19 protein-coding genes are annotated in these 23,499 nt (G+C 50.6%); 3 read left to right on the top strand and 16 right to left on the bottom strand.

The features are described from left to right. Positions 1-67: 67 nt before the first annotated feature. On the top strand, positions 68-1,312 hold the full coding sequence (gene fabF, locus G583_RS0113195) for a beta-ketoacyl-ACP synthase II (RefSeq protein ID WP_029629597.1): 1,245 nt from the start codon (positions 68-70) through the stop codon (positions 1,310-1,312). An 87-nt stretch (positions 1,313-1,399) separates the two neighbouring features. On the opposite strand, the gene G583_RS0113190 is transcribed toward fabF, so the two are convergent. Together G583_RS0113190 and G583_RS0113185 are read right to left on the bottom strand one after the other, a co-directional pair. Next, positions 1,400-1,903, bottom strand: a complete 504-nt coding sequence (locus tag G583_RS0113190; protein ID WP_022871650.1) for a DUF3145 domain-containing protein — start codon at positions 1,901-1,903, stop codon at positions 1,400-1,402. A gap of 205 nt (positions 1,904-2,108) precedes the next feature. Further along, positions 2,109-3,068: a tyrosine recombinase XerC gene (locus G583_RS0113185; RefSeq protein WP_022871649.1), complete on the bottom strand. Its 960-nt coding sequence runs from the start codon at positions 3,066-3,068 to the stop codon at positions 2,109-2,111. Between the two features lie 1,124 nt (positions 3,069-4,192). On the opposite strand from G583_RS0113185, the gene G583_RS0113180 reads away from it, so the two are divergent. Together G583_RS0113180 and G583_RS16760 are read left to right on the top strand one after the other, a co-directional pair. Next, positions 4,193-5,965 (top strand): hypothetical protein, encoded by a 1,773-nt coding sequence (locus G583_RS0113180; RefSeq protein ID WP_022871648.1) that lies wholly within the window; start codon positions 4,193-4,195, stop codon positions 5,963-5,965. Positions 5,966-6,201: 236 nt separating this feature from the next. Beyond that, positions 6,202-6,447: a hypothetical protein gene (locus tag G583_RS16760; protein ID WP_156832122.1), complete on the top strand. Its 246-nt coding sequence runs from the start codon at positions 6,202-6,204 to the stop codon at positions 6,445-6,447. A 334-nt stretch (positions 6,448-6,781) separates the two neighbouring features. Here the strand turns inward: G583_RS16760 and dprA are convergent, their stop codons facing one another. From dprA to G583_RS16485, 14 genes are all read right to left on the bottom strand, one after another. Continuing rightward, entirely contained in the window at positions 6,782-7,978 is a 1,197-nt protein-coding gene (gene dprA / locus G583_RS0113170) for a DNA-processing protein DprA (protein WP_022871646.1), read from the bottom strand. Continuing rightward, positions 7,971-9,563 carry a YifB family Mg chelatase-like AAA ATPase gene (locus G583_RS0113165; RefSeq protein WP_022871645.1) on the bottom strand — a complete coding sequence of 531 codons (1,593 nt, stop codon included), beginning with the start codon at positions 9,561-9,563 and terminating at the stop codon, positions 7,971-7,973. Before G583_RS0113165 ends, dprA begins: the two co-directional genes overlap by 8 nt. Further along, a complete protein-coding gene (locus G583_RS0113160; protein WP_022871644.1) occupies positions 9,563-9,943 on the bottom strand; it encodes a YraN family protein in 381 nt (126 codons plus the stop codon). Before G583_RS0113160 ends, G583_RS0113165 begins: the two co-directional genes overlap by 1 nt. Before the next feature lie 113 nt (positions 9,944-10,056). Beyond that, positions 10,057-10,401, bottom strand: coding sequence for a DUF2469 family protein (locus G583_RS0113155; RefSeq protein WP_022871643.1), 345 nt, complete (start codon positions 10,399-10,401; stop codon positions 10,057-10,059). A gap of 42 nt (positions 10,402-10,443) precedes the next feature. Beyond that, a complete protein-coding gene (locus tag G583_RS0113150; protein WP_022871642.1) occupies positions 10,444-11,124 on the bottom strand; it encodes a ribonuclease HII in 681 nt (226 codons plus the stop codon). Further along, positions 11,124-11,819: a signal peptidase I gene (lepB, locus tag G583_RS0113145; RefSeq protein ID WP_022871641.1), complete on the bottom strand. Its 696-nt coding sequence runs from the start codon at positions 11,817-11,819 to the stop codon at positions 11,124-11,126. Before lepB (G583_RS0113145) ends, G583_RS0113150 begins: the two co-directional genes overlap by 1 nt. After that, complete coding sequence (lepB, locus tag G583_RS16070) at positions 11,816-12,466, bottom strand: signal peptidase I (protein ID WP_022871640.1); 651 nt, start codon at positions 12,464-12,466, stop codon at positions 11,816-11,818. The genes lepB (G583_RS0113145) and lepB (G583_RS16070) overlap by 4 nt, the downstream gene beginning before the upstream one ends. Positions 12,467-12,480: 14 nt before the next feature. Continuing rightward, positions 12,481-12,825 (bottom strand): 50S ribosomal protein L19, encoded by a 345-nt coding sequence (gene rplS / locus G583_RS0113135; protein WP_022871639.1) that lies wholly within the window; start codon positions 12,823-12,825, stop codon positions 12,481-12,483. A gap of 166 nt (positions 12,826-12,991) precedes the next feature. After that, on the bottom strand, positions 12,992-13,702 hold the full coding sequence (gene trmD, locus G583_RS0113130) for a tRNA (guanosine(37)-N1)-methyltransferase TrmD (protein ID WP_022871638.1): 711 nt from the start codon (positions 13,700-13,702) through the stop codon (positions 12,992-12,994). After that, positions 13,702-14,253, bottom strand: coding sequence for a ribosome maturation factor RimM (gene rimM / locus G583_RS0113125; protein ID WP_022871637.1), 552 nt, complete (start codon positions 14,251-14,253; stop codon positions 13,702-13,704). The genes trmD and rimM overlap by 1 nt, the downstream gene beginning before the upstream one ends. Positions 14,254-14,330: 77 nt before the next feature. Beyond that, positions 14,331-14,744, bottom strand: a complete 414-nt coding sequence (locus tag G583_RS0113120) for a hypothetical protein (RefSeq protein ID WP_022871636.1) — start codon at positions 14,742-14,744, stop codon at positions 14,331-14,333. After that, complete coding sequence (locus G583_RS0113115) at positions 14,741-17,284, bottom strand: glycosyltransferase (protein ID WP_084677399.1); 2,544 nt, start codon at positions 17,282-17,284, stop codon at positions 14,741-14,743. The genes G583_RS0113120 and G583_RS0113115 overlap by 4 nt, the downstream gene beginning before the upstream one ends. 33 nt (positions 17,285-17,317) lie before the next feature. After that, positions 17,318-19,924, bottom strand: a complete 2,607-nt coding sequence (locus tag G583_RS0113110) for a glycosyltransferase family 2 protein (protein WP_084677398.1) — start codon at positions 19,922-19,924, stop codon at positions 17,318-17,320. A gap of 927 nt (positions 19,925-20,851) precedes the next feature. Next, the gene (locus G583_RS16485) at positions 20,852-23,215 is read right to left on the bottom strand and encodes a glycosyltransferase family 2 protein (protein ID WP_022871633.1); all 2,364 of its coding nucleotides are present in this window, start codon (positions 23,213-23,215) and stop codon (positions 20,852-20,854) included. Between the last annotated feature and the right edge of the window lie 284 nt (positions 23,216-23,499).

Below are 23,499 nucleotides of genomic sequence, written 5' to 3'. Positions count from 1 at the left end.
GCCTATCCTTCACAAAATATGAAAAACTCGGCCCCTGACGGGCCATCAAGTAATTGAGGCAATGGATATGACCCGTAAAGCCGTAATTACCGGTCTTGGAGCTACTTCCCCAATTGGTGGAGATGTAGAGACCATGTGGGCGAACGCCCTGGCAGGTACCTCTGGTGCGCGGCCAATCGAAAAAGACTGGGTACAAGAGTACGACCTGCCAGTAACCTTTGCTGCGCAGCTCACCAACGATCCAAAAGAAGTTCTTTCCCGTGTAGAAGCACGTCGCATGGATCCAACCACGCAAATGGGTCTAGTAGCTGCACGTGAAGCCTGGGCACACTCCGGTATATCGACCGACGATATCGATACAGATCGTCTGGCCGTTGCGTTCGGGACCGGCGTCGGTGGCGTATGGACCCTGCTCGACTCGTGGGACAATCTGCGTGAACGCGGCCCTCGTCGCGTCTTGCCGATGACTGTTCCCATGCTCATGCCAAACGGTGCTGCAGCAGCGATCTCGATGGATCTCTCTGCCCGCGGTGGTGCTATGACCACAGTCTCTGCGTGTGCTTCAGGTACGGAAGCTATGGACAACGCACGACGCCTAATCGAAACTGGACAGGCCGATGTAGTAGTTACCGGTGGGGCTGAAGCTGCCATCCACCCACTACCAATCGCAGGCTTCGCTGCCATGCAGGCACTGTCGAAACGGAATGACGACCCACAAGCGGCTTCACGTCCATATGACGTTGATCGTGATGGCTTTGTTCTCGGTGAAGGCGCTGGCGCTCTTGTCATTGAATCAGAAGAACATGCACGTGCCCGCGGAGCTGAAATCTACGCGGTATTAGCTGGCTCGGCGGTAACTTCAGACGCCTACCACATTACCGCCCCTGAACCAGAAGGCTTGGGCGCATCCCGGGCTCTTCGCGCAGCAATGGCTAGTGATGACATCGAGCTAACAGACGTTGTGCACGTGAACGCTCATGCCACCTCAACACCGGTTGGAGATCGCCCAGAGTACGTCGCAATGAAGACGGTCTTCGGTGACCACCTCGACGATATCTTGGTATCAGCGACCAAATCCCAGACCGGCCACCTCCTAGGTGCATCTGGTGCACTCGAAGCAATTTTCACGGTCCTGTCGCTTTACCATCGCAAGACTCCGGTCACTATCAACTTGGATAACCCGGATCCTGATATTCCGATGAATGTTGTCCACGGTAAACCAGGCGAGCTGCCTTCCGGTGATATTGCCGCACTGAGCAACTCATTCGGTTTTGGAGGCCATAACTCTGTCGTAGCGTTCCGCAGCTACTAGGCCGATTTTAAACGACTCAATGGAGGTCTGTTGCCTACGCAAGTAGGAGACGGACCTCCATTGTCGTTATGAAGGATCGGTTAGCGGTTAGCCGACCTGGTGCAACCAGCGCACATTGGCGCCATCTGCTGCTTGGCGGAATGGTTCGAGTTCCTCATCCCAGGACTCGCCCAAAGCTAATGACAATTCGTGGTACACAGCTGAAGGGTCGCCGTTGGCCTGCTCATAGGCGTAGCGAATGCGATCTTCTGAAACCATGATGTTGCCGGTGACATCCGTGGTGGCATGGAAAATGCCCAGTTCGGGTGTATGGGACCAGCGCGATCCGTCAGAGCCTTCAGAGGCTTCTTCCGTAATTTCGTAACGAAGATGCGCCCAGCCTCGAAGTGACGAGGCTAATTTTGCGCCGCTACCTTGTTGCGCCATCCAATTGATTTCGGCGCGATAGGTTCCAGGCGCTGCGGGCTGAGCTTCCCATTCAAGTTGTTCCTGGGCACCCAAAGCAGCCCCGACTGCCCACTCAATATGTGGGCAGAGGGCTGCAGGGGCAGAGTGCACGTAAAGTACACCTCTTGCGTCAATGCCAGACATTCCGATCCTCCATTGTTAGCGGTACGTCTTCCCCTACGACCACTCAAGAAGAGATCTTGCATGTTCTGACAGCAACCATTATGCCTGATCGGTCTCATTATAGCCACCAGCGCTACGATAAATCACGTAACTCTTCACAATGTCGCTAACCTCGCCGTCCTGCAGCTAAAAGAACAGCAATGTGACTCGCATATTCTATCTGCTTTTATGCTCGAGGATGCGCCTGGTTATAACCCTGCCGGAGTCGGTCAATCGAGACGTGGGTGTACAGTTGCGTGGTTTGCAGTGACTCGTGGCCAAGCAACTCCTGCACAGAGCGCAGATCTGCGCCACCGTCCAGTAGATGTGTTGCTGCTGTGTGTCGCAGGACGTGCACACCCGAGGCCGACGTATTGCCGAGCTCTCGGAGTACGTCGTTGACAACTTCCCGAATCTGTCGCGCCCCGATACGTTTTCCACGTACGCCGAGAAAAACGGCTGGAGTGTGGTGGTTCTCGGCGACCATATGCACCCGGCCTTGCTTGAGCCAGGTGTCGAGAGTCTTCACAGCGGGCCGGGTCAGGGGTACCACGCGCTGCTTTTTGCCCTTACCGGTTACCTTGATCGTCGACCGAGAAAAATCTACGTCATCAATATCAAGGCCCTCAAGTTCCGCAACGCGAATGCCGGTGGAGTACAGCATCTCGACCATCGCTATGTTCCGCAGGGCCACGGGGCCCCCGTTCTTGGGGTCTGCTTCAGATACTCTGACTTCCAAACCTTCTAGTGCTTGTCGCATCTGTGCTTGGGAGAGGGTGTCAGGCAGATGCGACGCTTTCTTAGAAGCAACGAGGCGTGCGGCCGGATCGTCTTCACGTATCCCCTGGCGTACTAACCACGCCATAAATTGCCGCACAGAGGTGCTTTTGCGCGCCAGAGTTGTTCGGCTCATGCCGTGTCTAGTCAGTTGACCTAGCCATTGCCGTAAATCGTCCAGCGTCAGCTGGCGAAAAATTGAATCTGTCTCTTGGGCGGGGACTGATTGCAGGTCTGATGCAAGCCCCGTAAGGTCCGAACGGTATGACCGAATTGTATGCTCTGAACGGTTCAGCTCATGTGCCAAGTGATAGCAGTACTCTTCTATGAGTTCTGCATCCTGAGATGAGGTACTACTTGCGGGGGGCATACTGTAACACCTACCTTTCAACGATAACGAAGTCGGACATGAGCTCCATCCTGGGCTCGCCAGGGAATTGATATCAACCTTATGACAAATCCTTATGCCACCAGAAAGCCGCAGTTCATCATCGCTATACTCCAGGATGATCGGCCGTCCAGATCGCATCAGACGAAAAATAGCAGCTCCGTTAATGCCACTGGTCCAACGGTAAGAACGCTTTCTCATCGCGTCGACAGGGACTCTCAAGAATCAAGAATTCAGCCCTATCGCCTACACGTAGTTATGTATCGATTAAAACTATAGCCACCACTCCACAGGCGATCCTGCAACAAGCTGTTCAAGTCGAATATAAGGACCCACCACCCTTGATACACCACTGCTTCCACTAGGTCGGGTCATTGACGTTGCTAATCGCCTCTGATCTTGCAGTTGCCCCATTTGTCGTTGGCCTAAGCTGTTTCACAACTAGTGATAACCCTTTTTGTCAGTCCAACTTATGGACGATGGTTAAGATTAGTACGAGACTTCTCGGACAAGAAAAACAACCAGCGCAGAAGTAGAAGAACTTAATTCATCGGCGAAATTGGATATATGGGCTCACCTCAGAATGCGAAACAGCAAATTCAGAACTCACTATTTCGATAGAGAATTAGTGGCAGTTGTCCAGTGAAGCAAGTTTCGGGGCACCCGAAAATTGTAGGCCTAGTAGTGTCATTCAGTCGTGAACAGGCTACTGTTTTTGCCAAATATCGAATTAGCTAGGTAAATCCTATTTAAGCAGCTCCCAGGAAACCGACCGTCCGTCATACCTTCGACTTCCGACCGGTAGACATGGGAATATAGTAGATGCTTTATACGCAGATAATTCTAGAAAACACAATATTTTAAGTCGTGGGGGCGTAACGTTAAATGGGCTATAGTACTCAGTTTCGAGAGATGAACAGTTCCGTCATTGGCCTAATAGCGCTAGCGATTGGAACACGAAGGGGCTCAAGAAAATTTCCACAGCCAGTACCCGTCGAAGCGCTGAGTCCTCGTGAGATGAGTAGGCTTCAACGTGATGGAGTTGTTAGACCTCTCGCGCTTGCCTTTAGACCTCCTCATAAGTCGGAACGAAAGCAAGAGCGTCCATGAAGGAACTAAGCCGGAATTCGACGCATTATCGAGATACGATTCGTGTTGGTATCGCGACAATGCCAGGACGTGAGTCAACTTTGGCCAGAGTCCTCAATCGCATCGCGCCACAAGTCGATGAAGTGTTTGTATACCTGAACCAAATGGCTAGCGTACCGAGACAATGCCGTACCGTTCCGAATAACGTAAAATTCTACACGGGTCCGGATCTTGGAGATCGGGGGAAATTTGCTTTCCTAGACGGCTTCACAGGCTACTACATCACAGTTGATGACGACATCGCCTACGCTAAATACCACGTCTCTAATTTACTTTCTGGCATAGAGCGATATGAGAGGAAGGCGATAGTCGGCTGGCACGGCTCAATTATTCTAGAGCCGTTCAATGATTACTACAGTCAAAATTCTCGGAAGACTTTCACATATTTCCGTGCTGTCGAGGAAGATATTCCCGTACACGTTTTAGGAACCGGTGCTAGTGGTTTTCATACCGACACACTACGTCTTGACTTTGCGGATTTTAGGGTCCCCAACATGGCAGATGTTTTTGTTGCGCTTGCTGCAAGAAAACAAATAGTACCCATGATCGTACTTGCGCATCGAGCCCGAGAAGCTTCGCCGTTGAAAACCACTGAGTCAATCTCAGAAGCTTCTCTCAGAAAGCACCCTTCAGCTCGTCAAAGTCTCAACGTGGCTGACACAGTAACAAAAATTGTTAAAGAGAACTCCCCATGGCCGAGATTAGAAAAGATAGAAGCAAAACGGGGACAAGCCACACGCATCAATATTTACGACGCGATCGATGAGCGTCTGGGCACCGGTGGCCGGCTGAGCAAAGAGGCATCAACTACTGAGGAGCTGTTGCGGGCGCATGGATGTCTTATTGAGTCAAGGCATCTTCTGTCCACCGAGCCTCATCGCTTTGTTGATCCAGACCTAGCTCTCGTATTCGCTAGTGACCTCAACTTGCAACGAGTCCATAGCGTCGTCGAACATTATGCGCGATCCGGAACCCCTGTTCTTGTCCAATCAGCCGCTGCACACGAACCCGGACATGAAACGCTTGATCAATTGAGTATATGGAATGAGCGATTCTCTGGGTTGGTACGAATGGGCGTATTCAGTGACAGCTGGATTTCAAAGCTCGATTACAGCGCGCTGGGGCATACACCAATCGAGCTTCCCGGTTTCGAGCCTTTCCCTCCCCGGCCTTTAGCCCAGTTTGACACTTCGAAAGGAGTGTATGTTGGCGACGCTGCTCAGCTGACGGATCCCAAATTAGTGGGGGACGATTTTCCAGATTTTTTGCGCGCAGTTCGGTCAGCCATACCCGAGGCGAAAATTTATGCCAGCCAAGATCCCGACAGTAAAGTCGAGGCTCCCCCTGGAATCGATGAAATTTGGTGCTTGGAGCAAACCAAGCTTGTCCCTCGACTGCTAACTGTGCGTTTAGCTATACTCTTATCCACGAGTATTTCTTACCCGGAGAGCATCATCGATGCTACGCGTCACGGCGTGCCAGTATTACAAAGAATTACAGAGGCATCAGAAAACCAACATTCTAATCTGGTTTCGGTGGGATTTAGAGATGCCATGGATCTCTCTAATTTGTCCCGCAATTTATACCGTAACCCGGTAGTTTGGCGCCAAATTTCGAAGGCAAATTGCCAATGGTCCCGTTCACAGGATTTTAGTAGCACATCTGCTCGAACGTTTATCACGTTATTAAACTTCATTCAGCGTACGAAATTAAAAAGGACCTCGGTATGAAATCATTCGCCAGTGTGAAATCATTCGTCTTGCTAGAGAGCATCCTCGTCATATTGCTCATCATGAGTTGGACACTCTTCGACAGCTCCATGCTACAAATTACAGCTCCACTGATAATAGTGTGTGCTGTTATATCCTCTGTATTGTGGCTCGCAGTAAGACACTATAGGTCGAATGCGTTTTTGAAGAGGCGGTTGGAGACCTCAATTCGTAATCAAGAACAGATCCTTAGATCCATGTCTAAGCAAGCGCATCTTAAGAAACTTTCTGTCCAGGCTAAAAAGCTCGATGACATCATATTTCTACTCGACACGAATACCGATGAAATACGGCGTGTGTTTGCCGATATTGATTCTGAAAAACCTGACAAACTAGAAATACATGCTTTTGACGATATTGCGGTAATTCGGGATCAGATTGATGCAATTCAAAATGATCTTTCCGCGCTAAAATCGGTCTCCCTGCCTACTGCTGACAACTAACGGCGACGCAAATTTTGGGCGTTGAAGCTGTATCATACAACACCGAAGCTAAAAGAATACAATCAACTTTATGCCCTGAATGGACAAGAGAGTTTCGTATTGTCGATAATCTAACATGTGCTCTCGATTTACGTGGACTCATCGACTACCTTTACTTAGACCGTCCTTTGATGACCACTCAAGTGTACCGTTCTCCCACTTATCAGCTCGAATGAAGGGGATGTCTGCAGTCCTCTTAAACCGGCAAGCAACTCAACCATATTTAACATTTTAGAGCTACAGTTTAGTCAATACGTGAGGTCTAATTGAGTCAAATTCTGGGCTGGCAACAGAATCACGCCACAACGTTCTTTGCTTTTCTCCACCCATGTTCATCGTAATCTGCTAAGTCATGTCGGGACAATTTCGTGAGAATTCCAGTAATACTGGGCACTGCAAGTCCGGTGATCTCACATAGGTGTTGGATATTCGTTCGGTCCTTTAATGGGAGGGCTTCGAATACCAGCATTTCTTCTGTAGACAACATATCGAAGCTGCGTTGATGATCATGCTCGTTCGACGTTTGTTCTTCAGCAACCAAGGGTTCATACATTCGGCCTAGGTCCGTCGCGTCGTCTACCAACAGCGTTGGTGTCTCTTTAATGAGTCGGTGACATCCGGCAGAACTCGGCACGTTAATAGGCCCCGGCACTGCGCCAACTGTCCTGTTCAGGTCGTGAGCATGGTTAGCAGTGTTGAGAGCTCCAGAGCGATAACGTGCTTCCACCACAATCGTTGCGCGCGCTAATGCTGCGATCAGGCGGTTTCGATTCAAGAATCGATAGCGGTTCGGACGCATCCCTGGCGGCATCTCAGAAATCAACAGACCCTGGCGGGCAATTTTTCGAAGGAGTTCTATATTTCCGGCTGGATAAAGTCGGTCCAGTCCCCCGGCTAGCACGGCGATCGTGGCGACATGCTGCCCCGGCGTTTCGAGCGCTTGATGATGGGCTTGGGCGTCAATACCGTAGGCGCCACCTGACAGTACTGTCAGCCCCATTTTCCGTGCCTTCTGAGCCAACATCCGTGTTGCTTGGTCACCGTAGCTCGTAGCCTCCCGCGAGCCCACCAGTCCGACGATGTTATCCACTGGTGGCACAGTTCTCTCGCCGAGAGTCCACAGACCTATTGGCTCGGTTGATTCCAAGTCTGCGAGCGCAGCGGGCCATTCAGCATCCTCAGGGATCACGAGCCTTCCGCCCAGGTTGTGGATGTAGTCCAATGCCTGTTCTGGTTTGAGATAGCTGCTTTTTCGTCTCCACCGCTCAATTGCCCTGCCCAGATTGTTGCGAAGGGTCTTCGCGAACTGACCGTCCTGAGCATATTCTCCTACCAGGGCTTTCCATTGTCGCTGGGAGGGGGTGGTTCCTTCAATGATGTCCAGAAGCTCGATTGGTCCCCATGCTTTAGAAGCAACCACGCCAAGAGCATCGGCTGGCTCAATGATCTGGGTCAGGCCAGCACGTGCTCGACGGATACGGTCTTCACACATGGTTACCACCACCTGTGTTGAGCCTGAGATACAGGGCCATATCAATATGCTCAGCCGTTGGGCGCTTTGAGCCGAGCAGATCTGCAATGGTCCACGCAACGCGCAAGATACGTCCGAAGCCTCGCGCGGAAATTTGCTGAGCATCTAGGGCGTCTTCCAGGTTCCGTCGTCCCGTGTCCGCTATTTGCAGCTCTGGCTCGCTAAATAGTTTCAAGGGTACTTGGTGGTTCCGGCGAAACCCATAAGGTGCAAGTCTTTGTTGTGCACGTTTCACTGCTTGAGCCACGCGTGCGGCGACGACTGCTGACGATTCTGCTGAGCTCGTGGCCCTCAGGTGCTGGGATGTCACGGGTTCGACGGTGACTTGTAAGTCGACCCGGTCAAGTAAAGGGCCCGAGAGCTTTGCGGCGTAGCGTCTGCGTTGCAGGGACGTGCAGCTACACGCTTTACCTGTACCGTAACCATAACCACAGGGACACGGGTTCGTTGCGAGTACGAGTTGGAATGAAGCCGGAAACTCAACAGTGTGTTTTGCTCTGTGAAGCATCACCTTACCGGTCTCTAGGGGTTGGCGAAGTGTATCCAATACAGGCCGTTTGAATTCTGCAGCCTCGTCCAAGAACAATACTCCCCCATGCGCCATTGATACCGCTCCGGGGCGGACAGCGCCTGAACCGCCTCCTAGGAGTGCACTGACAGTTGCCGCATGATGAGGCGTTTGAAAGGGAGGCCTTGTCGGCAAAGTGGTGACGGTGTCGTAGCCCTGCGAAAGTGAACGAATCGCAGCCTGTTCTAGCGCTATGGATGTATCCATTGCCGGCATGATGGTCGGTAGTCGCTGGGCGAGCATTGTTTTGCCGGCACCCGGTGGTCCAAGCAGGAGCAGATTGTGACCTCCGGCCGCGGCGATTTCTAACGCCCAACGGGCTTCATGTTGGCCGTGAATTTCAGCTAAGTCGACCACTTGTTCTGGTGTTTCTTGTCTGGCTACCGAATGTGCCGCGGGAATTGCTTGGGGTAGAGGCTCTATCGGAGCACCAAAAGCGTGAGCAACCTCGGTAACGTGTTGGTAGGCGTGCACGACTGCCCCAGGTACCAACTGAGCTTGGCTTTGGGATGATTTTGCCACGATGATGTCCGTATGGCCGGCTTCCACCGCTGCGATGACGGCCGGAAGAATACCGGGAGCTGATTGGAGTGAGCCATCGAGTCCTAGCGCTGCTAAGAATACTGGCCCGGTCTCTTGCTGGACTGCATAGTCCGCTCCCCAGGCTGCCATAAGGATGGCTAGGTCAAAGAGCGATCCTCGTTTATGGATTGATGCTGGCGTTAAATTGACGGTTAGGTGCCGACGTGTCAGGTTGAGGCCAGAGTTTCGTGCGGCCGCGCGGATGCGATCCTTGGCCTCTTGTAAAGATTGATCGGGCAGTCCCAGCAGCGTGAAGCCTGGCAGCGCATTGCCGATGTCTGCTTCTACTGAAACGAGCTGGCCCTTCATACCGGTGAGGGCAACGCTGTAGCTTCTCCCGATCCTGGTGGCCGAGTGCATGTTGAGGACAACCGGTGCCTGTGGGGTTGGTTCCATTAGGACACGTCCTGGAGTAGTTCTGCCGTTGTCTCCCCGTCGCGATCCACCAGCACACCTACTACATCAACGCGTATCGGTGTGTGAGCATACTTGGGGTACACGGAGCGCTTATAGTGCAGCAAACCTCGCTGCACTCGACGCAGTTGCCTTGGTGTCACTGTTGCAATGGGGTCACCAAAATCTCGGCCGGCCCGGGTTTTGATTTCTATGGCAACAAGATGGTGACGGTGATAAGCAATAACATCGACTTCACCGGCATCAGCCGACCAATTGCGTTCCAGGATTTGATATCCAGCTGCTGCTAGAGCATCCACGGCGATATCTTCGCCATATATTCCAACTGCCTGTGCAGTTGGTTGTGAGGGGTTGAATGTCATGTGGCCTCACCTCCACTGATAGTCTTACCGACTCTGCAAATTCAGTGCAGCGCCGAGCTATCGAATGTGGATAACCCCGTAAGAAGCCAACGAGCCGAAAACCGACAGGCTGATTAGTCGGACAACGGTGGCACGTGTGGCCCGTCTGCCGGCATTGTCGAATCCTCACGATTGGGGAGCTCTTCAATATTGATATCTCGAAAACTCAAGATCCGCGCTCGCTGGATAAACCGTGAGGAACGGAAAACATCCCAGACCCATGCATCATCGAGCAGGAGTTCGAAGTAGGTATCGCCGGTTTCATCATGGGTAACCATTTCAACCGAGTTAGCTAGGTAGAATCGCCGATCCGTCTCGACGATGTATCGAAATAGCCCGACCACGTCCCGGTACTCTCGGTACAGGTTTAATTCTTGGTCAGCCGCGTACTGGGCTAACTCATCATCGCGATCAGTCATGCCTCACATCGTAGTTGGTTCGGCTCGCCAACGGGACATCGGTTACAACAAACGAGGTTGCAACTGGTCAGGCACAAGGTTCCAAGAGCGACGATGATATTCGGTTACACCCAGCGTTGTGAGCGATTCTCGATGAGCAGCAGAACCATAGCCCTTATTTCGATCCCAGCCATAGTCAGGATACTGCTGGGCGAGTTCGACCATGAGTGCATCGCGTGCCACTTTGGCGGTAATGGCCGCAGCCGACACGGTCGAGCACAGCGCATCGGCTTTAGTTTGCAGCACAGTGTGCGCCTCCATCGGGGAAAGCGCCTCACACAGCGTCTGGGGCGCTGTCTGTAACCATTGCGTGTTGCCGTCAAGTACCAATCCATGTGGAGCACTTCCAGAGACTTCTACTAACTCATGCCAGGCGCGTCGACCAGCTAGGCCCAGTGCTGCCGAGAGTCCGTGCGTGTCGATCTCTTCTGCTGAGGCAAAGCCCACAGCCGTGATAGCCCATGCAGGGATGGCTAAAGTCATGCGCTCACGTTGCAATGCGGTGAGCTTCTTGGAGTCCTTGAGGCCTTCCAGCGGAACAGCCACCGCTATATCCACGGCAGCTACGCCGACAGCTACAGGCCCGGCGAGAGCTCCACGGCCGACTTCATCCATGCCGGCAATAACCGTCCCACCACAGGTGTGTGCTAGTTGGGATTCAATCGCAAGATCAGGTGCCTGCATTACGGTTCAGGTACCTCAGCAAATGGTTCATCCTTTGAACCCGCATCACCCCACCGATCGATCGGCCAAGCGATAACTTCCGCTCGTCCCACCACATGATCGATGTTGACGAAACCGTCATTTGGGCCATCCATGTGAGCGCGCGAGTCGCCCGAGGCATCGCGGTGATCACCCATCATCCAAAGTTGTCCTTCGGGGACGGTCACTTCAAAATCAATGTCGGAGGCGGTACTTCCGGGCGCCAGATATGGCTCGTCAATAGCCTCGCCGTTGACAACCAGTTGACGTGTTTCTGGCTGAACTGTCACGTGGTCCCCTGGCATCCCGATGATCCGTTTTACCAAGTGCTGTTCAGAAGTCGAAGGATACAGTCCAACAAATTCCAGTGCCTGCAAGAACGGGTTCGGGTCACTCTCAGAGGGCGGCAGCCAACCTTGGTGGTCTTCGAATACGATCACATCGCCGCGTTCCAACTGCTCCTCTCCATCAACCATGAGATTGACGAAGATACGGTCGTTGACCTGCAGCGTGTTTTCCATAGAGCCAGATGGGATCAAAAAGGCTCGAAAGAAGAAGGTCCTAATCACAAACGACACCACAATGGCGATCGCAAGGATGAGCAGGATTTCTTTCATCCCGCCCAAGAAGCCGCCGCGGCGTTTCCTGGGTCTGCGGCCTGTATTTTCTACTGTCATCGTATTGCTTTCACCGGTCCATAAATCTTATCCATCTGAATCATACCCCCGCCCGGAGCTCCGAGCAGGGACCGTGAGTCGATAGAGTCATAACGGTTATCCCCCAGCAGAAAAACCCGATTGTCTGGGACTTCTACGTTGAAGGGACTCTGTGAGGCTGGACGGTCAGGTTCCGCCAGATACGGCTCATTGAGCGCTTCTGCGTTGACGACTAACCGTCCTTCATCGTCACAGCATTCCACGGTATCGCCTTCGACACCGACAACCCGTTTCACCACAGCATTTTGCTCAGGCGTGATACCAACTAAACCAAGTGCTCCATCACGGACGCGCTTTAGCGTGGTCTCTGATTCATAGGGTGTGAAGCTCCCGGCACCGTCAAACACCACAACATCACCACGCTGCGGCACGGCATCTTGATACGCATCGGGGTCAATCTCAATACGATCCCCGACTTGCAATCCCGGAAGCATGGAAGCCGATGGAATGGTATAGGTATTTAGGTGATAGGCGCGCAGCCCAAAAACAGCGGCCACGGCAAGAACGACCAGTATCAGCGCCAGTAGCATCCATCGGTTAAGACCAACAGCGGGCCGGGCACTCATAGAAGAATGCCCGGCCCGCTGTGGTGATGACGATTTCGTCACGACTGCGTTAGCAGTTAGTTACGCTTTTCCGGAATACGTGCAGCCTTACCACTACGCTCGCGCATGTAGTAGAGCTTGGCACGACGAACGTGACCGCGTTTCTTAACTTCGATCTTGTCGATGATTGGCGAGTGCACTGGGAACTGACGCTCAATGCCTACACCGAACGAAGTTTTACGAACAGTGAAGGTTTCAGAAACGCCGGTACCCTGGCGGGCCAATACATAGCCTTCGAAAACCTGAATACGCTGAGTTTTACCTTCAACAATGTTCACGTGAACAGCAACGGTGTCACCAGGACGAAAGTCTGGGACGTCGTCACGGACGGTCTTCTGATTCAGCTGATCAATAAGATTCATGGAGTCTACTCCTAGTGGATCGCCGCAGGTCGCCCACATACATCAGCAAGCACTACGGCTTGCGGTTGTAGATTTCGAGGTGCAACACGAGTTACTTCCCCGGCGCCCAACGTTGGCGAGCCAATCCCCCACGGCAGATTGCACACCCATTAGGCACAACTGGCTATTATGCCATATTTTGATGTTTTGTCCATAAATCCGGGCGCCGAGTACGTGTACGCTCGGCTTGTTGTTCTTTTCGCCACGCAGCAATCCTGGCGTGATCCCCAGATAACAGGATCTCTGGCACCTCATACTCTCGCCAGGACGATGGCTTCGTATAGACGGGATACTCCAGTAACCCATCATCGCTGTGTGATTCCTCAACTAGCGACTCTGGATTTCCCACAACCCCTGGGACCAGACGACCGATCGCCTCGATCATTGCTAGCGCGGCAACTTCTCCCCCATTGAGCACATAGTCACCCAGCGACATCAATCGCACGTCAAAACGTTCGCGCGCCCAATGGAACATCCGTTCATCAATACCTTCATAACGTCCACAGGCAAAGATCAAATGCTCCGACTCCGCGAGCTCATAAGCACCAGGCTGACTAAACACCTCCCCGGAAGGTGTCGGCACGATGAGCACAGGTCTCTCCACTGGCGATTGCTCCAGAATCCCCTCGAGAGTTAGCGCCCAAGGTTCTGGCTTCATGACCATGCCGGCACCACCACCGTATGGAGTATCGTCAACCGTCTTGTGACGGTCAAACGTGTGATCGCGCAGATCATGAACATTGATTTCAAGTAGGCCAGAGTCTTGAGCTTTACCCAACAAGGATATGTTCAGAGCTTCGAGGTACTCAGGAAAGATACTGACAACATCTATTCTCATCAGCTTTGATTCAGCTCCAACAAGCCAGGTGGTGGGGTTATGACAATCGCGCCGCGTTCTTCATCGATTTCAGGAACGATCTCTTCAACGAATGGGAGCAGGACTTCACGACCATCAGTCAAGCGGATTTCGAGCAGGTCCTGTGCCTCGCCAGTTATGAGACCTGACACTTCACCCAGAGACGGGTTTTCAAAGTCATCCTCGTGGACTGATAGACCGATGAGGTCGTCTGCATACCAACTGTCCTCATCTATATCTGCCTCTTCAGGCTCAGCGTAGAGTTCACTGTTTCGCAACGACTCGGCGGTATTGCGATCTGAGAACTCAGCGAACTTGAGCAGCATGATGTTCTTGTTCCAGCGCGCTTTCTCGACCGTCAATTCCGGAAACATCTTTGAGGCAGAACCATCAGTCTGAACCGAAAACACATTGCCTTTTACGAATCGAGTCTCGGGCGAGTCGGTAAATAGCTCAACCGTCACCTCACCGCGTATACCGTGAGGCCGACCAATTCGAGCAACACGCACAAAATATTCGGATGCAACTTGCATTACGTGTCTCCTGTGATTTCTCAAAGTACGAAACCAGATTGTAAGTATTAGAGGCGTTCAGGCGTGCTGCGATGTGATCAGAGTTCAGATTGGTCATTCGCTGAATTGGTCCGGCTACGATCTAATAGTTCGATCTGAGAACTCAATGCATCAATTTGCATCTGTTGTGCTTGAAGCAGACCAACGAGTTTCTTCGTTGGGACTTGCAGCGCCTCGCCAACTTCCTTTTTACTTAGATGCTGTTCGCTCTGCGGCTGAGTCAAAGCCGATACAATCTCGTATCCGGAGTTTACTTTCCTAAGAATTCCAAGCGTTCTCTGCTGCATCGCTGCCATTTGCTTACGTTGCAACAGGAGCAGAACTAGAATGAGACTTCCTATAACAAGGGTAGCGACTATCCCGATAATTTTAGATCCGAGCAAAGACGCAATGACGCCTATACATGCTACTAATGTCCCAAGCCCGAAAAAGAGCATATCGCGTCTAGTCATCTTTCCTCCTGCTCAACAAGCGCATTCAAAAGTCCTTCTATTTTATTGACGTAGGACCGATAGCTGAAGTAAGTATCTAATACCGTATATGCTTTATCTATTTGTTTCTTATACTCAGAAAAGTCCGAATGGAGCGCCTGAATGACCGTTCCTACGTCTCCGGGATTCGCATATAACGCTGCATCTCCAAAAACTTCACTGAATTTTTTGGGAAGTATTACGACGACTCCAGAGGCCAGAGCTTCCAGTATGGCACGTCCAAAAGCCTCAATCGCTTCGCTATGTTGGTAGTAAACAAAGTAGTCTAAAGAATGCAAAAAATTCTTGACAGCGATTTCGTTTGCCTCATATACTGTCCAACCTGTCAAGGCCTGGCCCATCTTTAACACTTTTAGGGGACTTTTTACCCCGCCCATGATTCTTACGTCATAAGAACCATCGACCCGGTACAGTTCCCGAAGCGTACTTTCGTCCTCCGGCCATTTCATTGAGTCATCTCGCGAATGACGTCCAACAACAGGTGTAAGGCTCCTATGCCAGCGACGGTCATGCCACCAAGAGTCGATATTCAGAATACCGGGGAAATCAACCTCGGATAGTACCGGCGAAGTCAAGTAGTGCTCAAGGGACCGGCGCACTTGAGGACCTTGCGGTACCCAAACAGGTTCTACCCCAAAGGCGTTCCTAGCATTCGCATGACAATCGTGAACTAAGTAACGTATATCTTGGCCGTCTTGTTCGGAAGGGGCCTGATTCGCAAGGATCACCATAGAATCAACTTCAAGTCCAGTTGTGTCCGCGGTGAAGAACTGGAGGATGGGTGGATATCTGAGGATCAAAAGCCGAACGTGTACCGGGTCATCATAGAGAACCTCATCAACATACCCATCATTAATTAGCCCTTGTATGTGTGGGTTGAGTGGCACTTGTATATCATTTGTCATGAATCGAGCAGCTTCAAGATTCATGACACCAACACGGTAGCCGGCATCAACGAGCGCCTCAATTTCTTCCAACATCGATTTTTGAGGACCACCTAATTTCTCCCAGTTCCCCGCAAAAACCACATCCAGCTTAGACGAGGGAACCGTGGCGTTAGGAGCCAAAAAACGTCTCGGCACTTTTACGAATGGCTGTGTTCCTCCCCTTATTTTCATTTCATGGGGCGCTTTAGTGCGATGCCAGAACTCGTATGATGATCGAAAACTCCGACGCGCAGAATGCTTCCAACCTGGCGAAAAATCACCACGTGACAATGAATCGGATAAAATGCGAATGATTGTGAGGGGTGCCCACACCCTGCCCATCGGCCGCCCCGTCACTTCCATCACGCGAAAATAGTACTCAGTATCAGCGGCCTTTCGCGCCTCGAGGTAATCTCCGGCCGCCTCGTAGCCCTCTCTCCGGATCATGAGTGACGAAGCATTTTCCCCCAGCGGGGAATAACCTGGACGAACGCGACTCAAAACTTCGTCACAACGCACAGCCGTGACCCTACACCCAATTGCATTCGGGTTATCGTCCAAATATTGGATTTGGCGAGCTATTCTTTCCGGATGAGACCAGTCGTCGTCATCCTGTCCGGTAATAAACTCCCCACGCGCCAGAGCGAATCCGATATTTCGTGAAACATAAGTTCCTTGGTTCGTCGCTGAGTGGACAATTTGGATGCGTGCATCTAAGTCTTGAATGCGAGCGAATATGCTTTCAAATTCCGGACCCGACGCGTCATTGACTATTATCAGTTCCAAATTTTCCCAGGTTTGGTTCAATATGGAACGAACTGAGGTCCGAAGCGAAGTTTCATCCGGCCTATAGGCGGTAAGAACTACAGTTACCAGTGGTCGCGCCGCAGCCTCGTTCATAATATTTTCAGCATCAGGAACGGACTTCAAACGGTCAAACGGTGCCGAATCAGCGTCCCCTTCAATCAAAATTGGCGCTAAATCGTTATCGACGAACATACGATTGAACTGCTTGAGCCATCGTTCTGATGTATCTTCGTTGCCAAGCGTAAACGGGTTATTGAGTTCCGCTTCGAGATAATTGAAATAATCGGAATCAATACCCCTGTGAAGTTCGAGCACCTCCTGCGCTTCATGCGCGTTACCCGATGAGATGAGATGCTGAATAAGAGCAAGAGAATTCTTCCTCGACAACTTTTGACCTGAAGAACATGCTAAGGCGAATTTCAAAACCTTCTCACCAAAGATTTTATCGTCCTCATGTATATCCTGTAGAAGGATCAACCGGCCAAGGTCAGCAAAACCCTCAATACTTTTAATATCTTCCGAGGTCAGAGAACCACTGAAAACTAGTTGTTTCAGTTCTGCCGAACTACTCGCGTTCTTCACCGCACCATGCACCAGGATGTCCCGCATACTCATGGAACGGGTCCTCAATGCTGTTGCGACGAGCGCACCTTTTCGGCGCTTTGATATCTTCCAATAATCGTCAAGTAGATCTTCTCGACGAAGTTGAGTCATATCTCTTTGACTCATTCCGGCCATTCGAAACCCATCCCCTGTTTGAACATTCATATCTTGCTAATTTGCCGACTCTTCATAGAAAACTCAACGGTCTACTGAACTAAGACTAGTCAATCTCTCTATCCACTGCTTGTAATGGGCAAGAGAATGGTGCTCCAGATAATAGGTCCGTCCCAAATTGGCTTGACGAATATATTTCTCGTGATCTTCGCTGTACTCACGAACGAGCGCCTCGACCTCATCTTCGGTTGCGTAAATCGCGGCCTCTCCGTAGAGTCGCTCGAGATATTTTGGAAGTATCACCACCTTGCCAGCCTGCAAGGCTTCAATTACAGGTTGCCATGCAGTGGCTTCCATGATTCGGTCATCTGGAAAATAGATCCAGAAATCAATATCAGCAAAAAACTGCTCCAGGGTGCTTTCATCCGAATCTATTACTTCAACTTCCGCCAAACATTGTTCGCCATACTTCTTACGTGCCGGTGCTAAATGACCGTACAGCTTCGTATGGAAATGTTCTGATAGGTAAGCAGCATTAAACGCAGCTTGAGTCGAGGGCCAACGAAGCCTGTTAGAAAAGGAATGGTAGCCAACTGCTGGTGTATCCGACGGCGCCATGATCCCATCACGCGGTGATTCCGGGAGAGGTGTATTCCAAACAAAGTCTCTACCGAGAAGTCTCGCAGGCGGAACCGATGTAGCAAGGAGTTCCGCACCCGCAGGACTCGTGCTTGCAATACGGAAACGCGTTCCAAAGCTACGGTCAAGATAAGGCAACGCCTGATGGAGCAGAACAGGATTCCGCGGTTTCTGACTCACCAACGTTGGCAGTTCATCATAAATAGTTAAACCACGCTGAACCCTTACCTTTGACTCCAACTCATCCAGAAACATACCAATCGAAGTGTCATAGACGATGAGCAAACGAGTCTCGGCGATGTCATCGTGGGACACCTGAGTAACTACACCAGCAGCTTGAAGCTCTAATATGCGCGAAGCTATCCTGGTGCGCTTCGAAGTTTGCGGAGAATTTAACAGCATAAAGCCGACTCTGAAGCCAGCTTCCGAAGATGCCTCGATATTCCGGAGGACATTGTTGACGAATTTTGCGCCGTTGTAAAAATCTGATACAAAAATTATGTCAAATAGTCCTAAATCATTATTCCGCTTCCCTGCTTCAAATGTCGTCGGAACGGGGTAGGGTCTCGGGCTCCCTGTTGACAGAACAACCGATTTCTTATCAACAATACTTCGTTTATGCCATTGCGAATATGCTTGATGATATAACTGGCGTGAATAAGCATGGTATCCACGCTTCATCTCGCCCGAAGTCAAAGATCCAGGCCAGACACGGCTGAAAGAGGCTGGCTTATTAATGTTTAGAATACTTTGCTTACCACCACCGAAAATGGCAAGACGAGCTTCAAATTCTGAGTCACCCCCGCGATTGACCGTATCCCATGGACCAATATGGTTAACCACGTCTCTTCTAAACATGATTGACGAATAGTTTTTATGCGAGTGTACGGGACGCGAGTTAACACGTGCAAAACGCATATCTTCGGTTGTTCTAATATGCGCTGTTGTGCTGGCAACCAAGGATTCGTCCTCAACTAAAGCATGTGCCTGCATAGCCAATTTATCTGGGTGAGACCAATCATCGTCATCGTGAGTGGCTACGAATAAACCAGTAGCAGCAGCTAGTCCGGCATTTCGAGCCGCGTAAGCTCCGCCGTTTTTTCCCGTTCGAATTATACGGACACGCTCATCGATTGAAGCCAGTTTATCAAAGAGGTCGTTATAACGATCAGGTGAGCCATCATCGACTACGAGAATCTCGATGTTCTGCCACGTTTGTTCCAGTAAGCTACGAACGGCAGTATGAATACCTGGACCTGGAGAATACGTTGGCATAATTACAGAAATCAGGGGACCGTGGACTCGTAGTTCAGTCCGCCTCGCCAATCGATCCATCAATGGGAGAGATTGCTCGTCCGTGAGCTCTACTTGCGACATATCCAACTCAGAATACAGATCGTTAAGTGCCACCAGCCATTGGTCTAGTGACCCTTGATCTCGAAGCTTGTTGACGGTTAAAAGCCTTACCTGATTTGGGTCCGTGACGCCCAGAGATAGCTCAGCTATACGTGCTTCTTGTTCATCGTAACGGCCAACTTCGCCTAATGCTTCCACATAATGCAACGATTGGCGATGATTTATAACTGTTCGGCCAAAAACGAGGCGTACGTAGTCGAATACAGCGATGGCCATTTGAATGTCCATGTCGTTGCGTGCTGTATTTGATAACAGTGTTGCAAGCGACAACAGGACCTGCACATCATAGGGGTCTTGCAACGGCGCATCATTGTTCGAGGCCCGCTGACAGGTAAGATATTCATTCAGTTCTGCCACCAGGCTCGTAAGAGAGTGTCTGCCCTTCGAAGCGACACGAGCCCAAATTTCCAAGATTGCTCTCGACTGACTTTGTTGGGCAAAACGTTCGAAGTTCTCAAGATCATTTTGGAGCTGGTGTATATAGAAATTCTCGGTACTACTAAAAGCTACCGGAGTTGGAGCACTACCTTCACTCTGCCCATCAGTCCGGGGAACTCGACCCGAACTTGGTGTGCCACCCTTAAATATCAGGCGTTTCATCCTGGTTTTCCATTTCTGTTCCTTGGGAACATCCATATGAACCTACCCTCTGACCGTTGATACCGACACAACGAACGCTAACTAACTAAGTATCCCTGCCATTTTTGCATATCGAACGCGGTAAGCGTGTCTAAACGCGACGTTTAAGTAAGTAAAAGGGCCAATGCCATGTGCATGGATTTTTTTCGGCTACGCAGAAACGAGGGTGCGCCTGTTTCTCGGGACATCGGTGTGTAAGAATTAATTGAACCAATACGCCTGGAGACACGCGACGCATAAGATAAGGTCCGGTCTTTGTCGTGGCCAGCGTACAGGGTCCCTGAACTAGCCTGCACTGTATCTCGGAGTACAATCCAACACTGTCATATCGCAGTTTCCGCGTGTTTCTCTGCTATCCACTGGACCTGTAGCCTCCTCGAGTGGAGAATGTTCTTGGAACACCACTTCCAACGTTTTTCATATATTCTTGGACGAATACTGAGATAGTCGGCAACAGCAATCTGTTAGTCATTATTCTAGGCCACTGCTTTCCAAGACATTCTGGCTTAGGTTCTAGGGCTTCTCAGTTATTGTCCGGCTTCAATAAAGTGAGGCTGGATAATTCCTTTGGTCCGATAACTTCGCTGGGAGCTATGCGATAACATTCGGCCATGCATCGAATACAAACGTTTTCAACGACGCAATTGGATATGGTCTATTTTGTATTCCCCACCCCGGTTCTCATAGTAGTTTCAAAGACAACTCGTCGATCGGGCAATTGGTAGCATGACCAGCCCGTCAGAAGTGGATGTCCGGGGAGTCTAGCTCACAGCAAATGCTATACACAGGTTTTGGCATAGAAATGCTCACTCGCGAGTCTGTGGTCTCCCCTAACTCAAATTTAGGTCAGTTTATGTACGAAACCTAGCGCGGCAATTCTTCCAAATGATTTGACAACTCATCCAGAAAAACCAGCCGGGTAAGTCAATCCCCAGATCCAAGGATCGCGGTCACACGTTCGATGAAGTTTTCATCCGTATATTGAGCCCGTACGAACTTCTGACCCTGCTCCGCTTGCGCTGTATAACGCACAGGATCACGTTGTAAACGGGCTACAACATCTGCAATTTCTTCAATATCCGCATAAACCGCAGCCTGACCGTAGACAGAAGAATATCTTTTGGGCAATATGACAACTTTGCCCGAGCACATCGCATGTAAGACAGGTTCCCAAACATCCTCCTCGAGGCGACCATGGGGCCAATAAACCCAAAAATCGATGTCTGCTAGGAAATCCGCTAAAGACGTTTGTGACGCATCAACAATTTCAGCATCACGAAAAACCTCAGAACCAAACTTCTTAATCGGCGCATCAAGGTTCCCCATAAAGCGCGTCTTAAAATCCTCCGAATGAAAGACACTCTTGAACGCTGCGACGTTGCTTGGCCAACGATACTGATTTCCATATGAGTGAAAACCCACGACGGGCTCCTCACTGGGTGGGACCACCATTGCTGGATACTCATTAATATGTGTACTCCAAGTCATACTATCTGGCAGAACCCGGCCCCGACCTATACTCCTTCGCAAGCGTGATTGGTCCGCTGCTGTAGCGCCGACAACATCAAACTCAGTATCGAATGCAGCGTCCAAATTCTGGAGTGAGGTTCTCAGATAATAAGCGCTTCGCTGTTCAGATCCCGATAGTGTTGCCAGTTTTCGCTCGACGACCAGACCTCTATGGCTCACTATTTTTGAATTCGCCCGGTCTGCGAACATCCCAATAGAGGGGCCATATACCAACAGGAGACGCGTTTCAGCATTATCTACTTCCGATATTTGGCTGATCTGCTCTCCAAGCTGCAATTCTGCCAGCAGTTTCGGCATACCTGACGGCTGAATGTTTTCGGGTGATTGTAAATGCATATAACCCACCCTGAGACCTGCGCTGGCAAGCGCTTGCATGTCTTGAAGCGCGTAATCGACATACTGCGCTTGACGTGCAAAATCAGTCACGTAAATGACGTCATAGAAACCACGGTGATTATCACGTTGTCCCGGTTCAAAAGAAGTTGGGACTGGATAGGGGCGAATGTCACCTGGCATGCGAACAGCATTTCGCCCCGCCTTCTTCGAGTCCCAATGCCATTGACGAAAAGCCCAACGATATAAGAGTCGTGAGTATGCGAACCGACCACGAGACATCTCGCCAGAAGTTAGTGACCCCTTCCAGATACGACTAAACGACAGCGGCCTGTCCACTAGCGCAACGACACGGTCATCTCCAAAATATTCTATGAGCCGGGTATAGAATTCGGCGTCCCCGCCCCGGTTGACGGTATCCCAACCACCTATTGTGCTTACTGTAGACCTTCGAAACAACAGGGACGAATAGTTAGTCTGCAGAAATTTCGCATGAATATTGACCCGGCGAAATTCAAGATCCTCAGTGGTTCGTATATGTGCCGAGGTGGTGGCCACGACTGACGGGTTCTCACGCATAAAGTTGACTTGAGTCGCTATTTTGTCGGGATGTGACCAATCGTCATCATCATGGGTTGTTACAAAGTCGCCCGTAGCAACCGCAAGCCCTGTGTTTCTCGCAACATACGCACCGGCATTGTCAGTCTGATGGATCACTTGGATGCGGGGATCCAACACTTCAATGGCTCGAAAAGTCTCTTCGTATGCCTCAGGAGAGGCATCATTCACGACGATAATCTCTAGGTTCTTCCAGGATTGCTGCAAGAGACTTCGTAGAGCAGTTTTGATTCCTGGGCCTGGTGAATAGGTTGGCATAATGACTGAAACCTTCGGTCCGTCTATGCCTCGGGACGACTTCGCAGTAAGACGATCCAGAAGCGGAACAGTCTGATCATTTAGAAGCGCTACCTCAGACATGTCTAGTGCGACGTAGAAAAGATTTAGCGCTTCTAGCCAAGCGTCGAGTACCTCCTCAGAACGACCAATACGTTGAAGTTTGAGAAGTTCCTTTTGAAGAGGTGCTAGTTCGTCAATTTCGAACTTTTCAGCGAATCGTATAGCAGCATCGTGTTGCCCAAGCTCGCTAAGCGCTTCAACATACAACAATTTGCTCTGATCCGCGAATACCGGGTCGCTGAATATGGCGGTGACAAATCCATAAATTTGGACAGCAGATTCTAAATCCAGATCGTCCTGAGCAGTATTCGCCAATAGGTCGGCTAGAGCTAATAGAACGTGACCGTCAAATTCGCTCTGAAGCAACTGTAAATGCTCATTAGACAAATCTACTACAGCCTGATTTTCAATCACTGTGAGGAGATCAGCCAGGTTGAGACTCTGCTGCGATGCTACTTTAGCAAACATATCGCGAATTTCGTGCGATCCCGTCTGCAGGGCAAATTTATAGAATGCGGAAAGTTGCGTTGTCGCTCTGTGCCGATAATAGTTTTCGACCGGATTCGTATACTGGGTTACAAGTGAGGAAGGTAAACGACCTACGCCGCCTGGCCCTCGCAACCCATCTACTTGGAAGCTTCTTAACCACGACCTAAATCTAGCTACAAGGCTCGATCTCACTGATTACTCTCCAATAGATACGGCTAGAATCTTCATAGCGGTGCATACGCAGTAATAAAAATAGACCATCT

This window comes from Yaniella halotolerans DSM 15476, from assembly GCF_000420805.1.
GTDB classification, from domain to species: domain Bacteria; phylum Actinomycetota; class Actinomycetes; order Actinomycetales; family Micrococcaceae; genus Yaniella; species Yaniella halotolerans.
The sequence above is the reverse complement of the archived record's forward strand: the minus strand, read 5'-3'. Positions and strand labels throughout refer to the sequence as shown.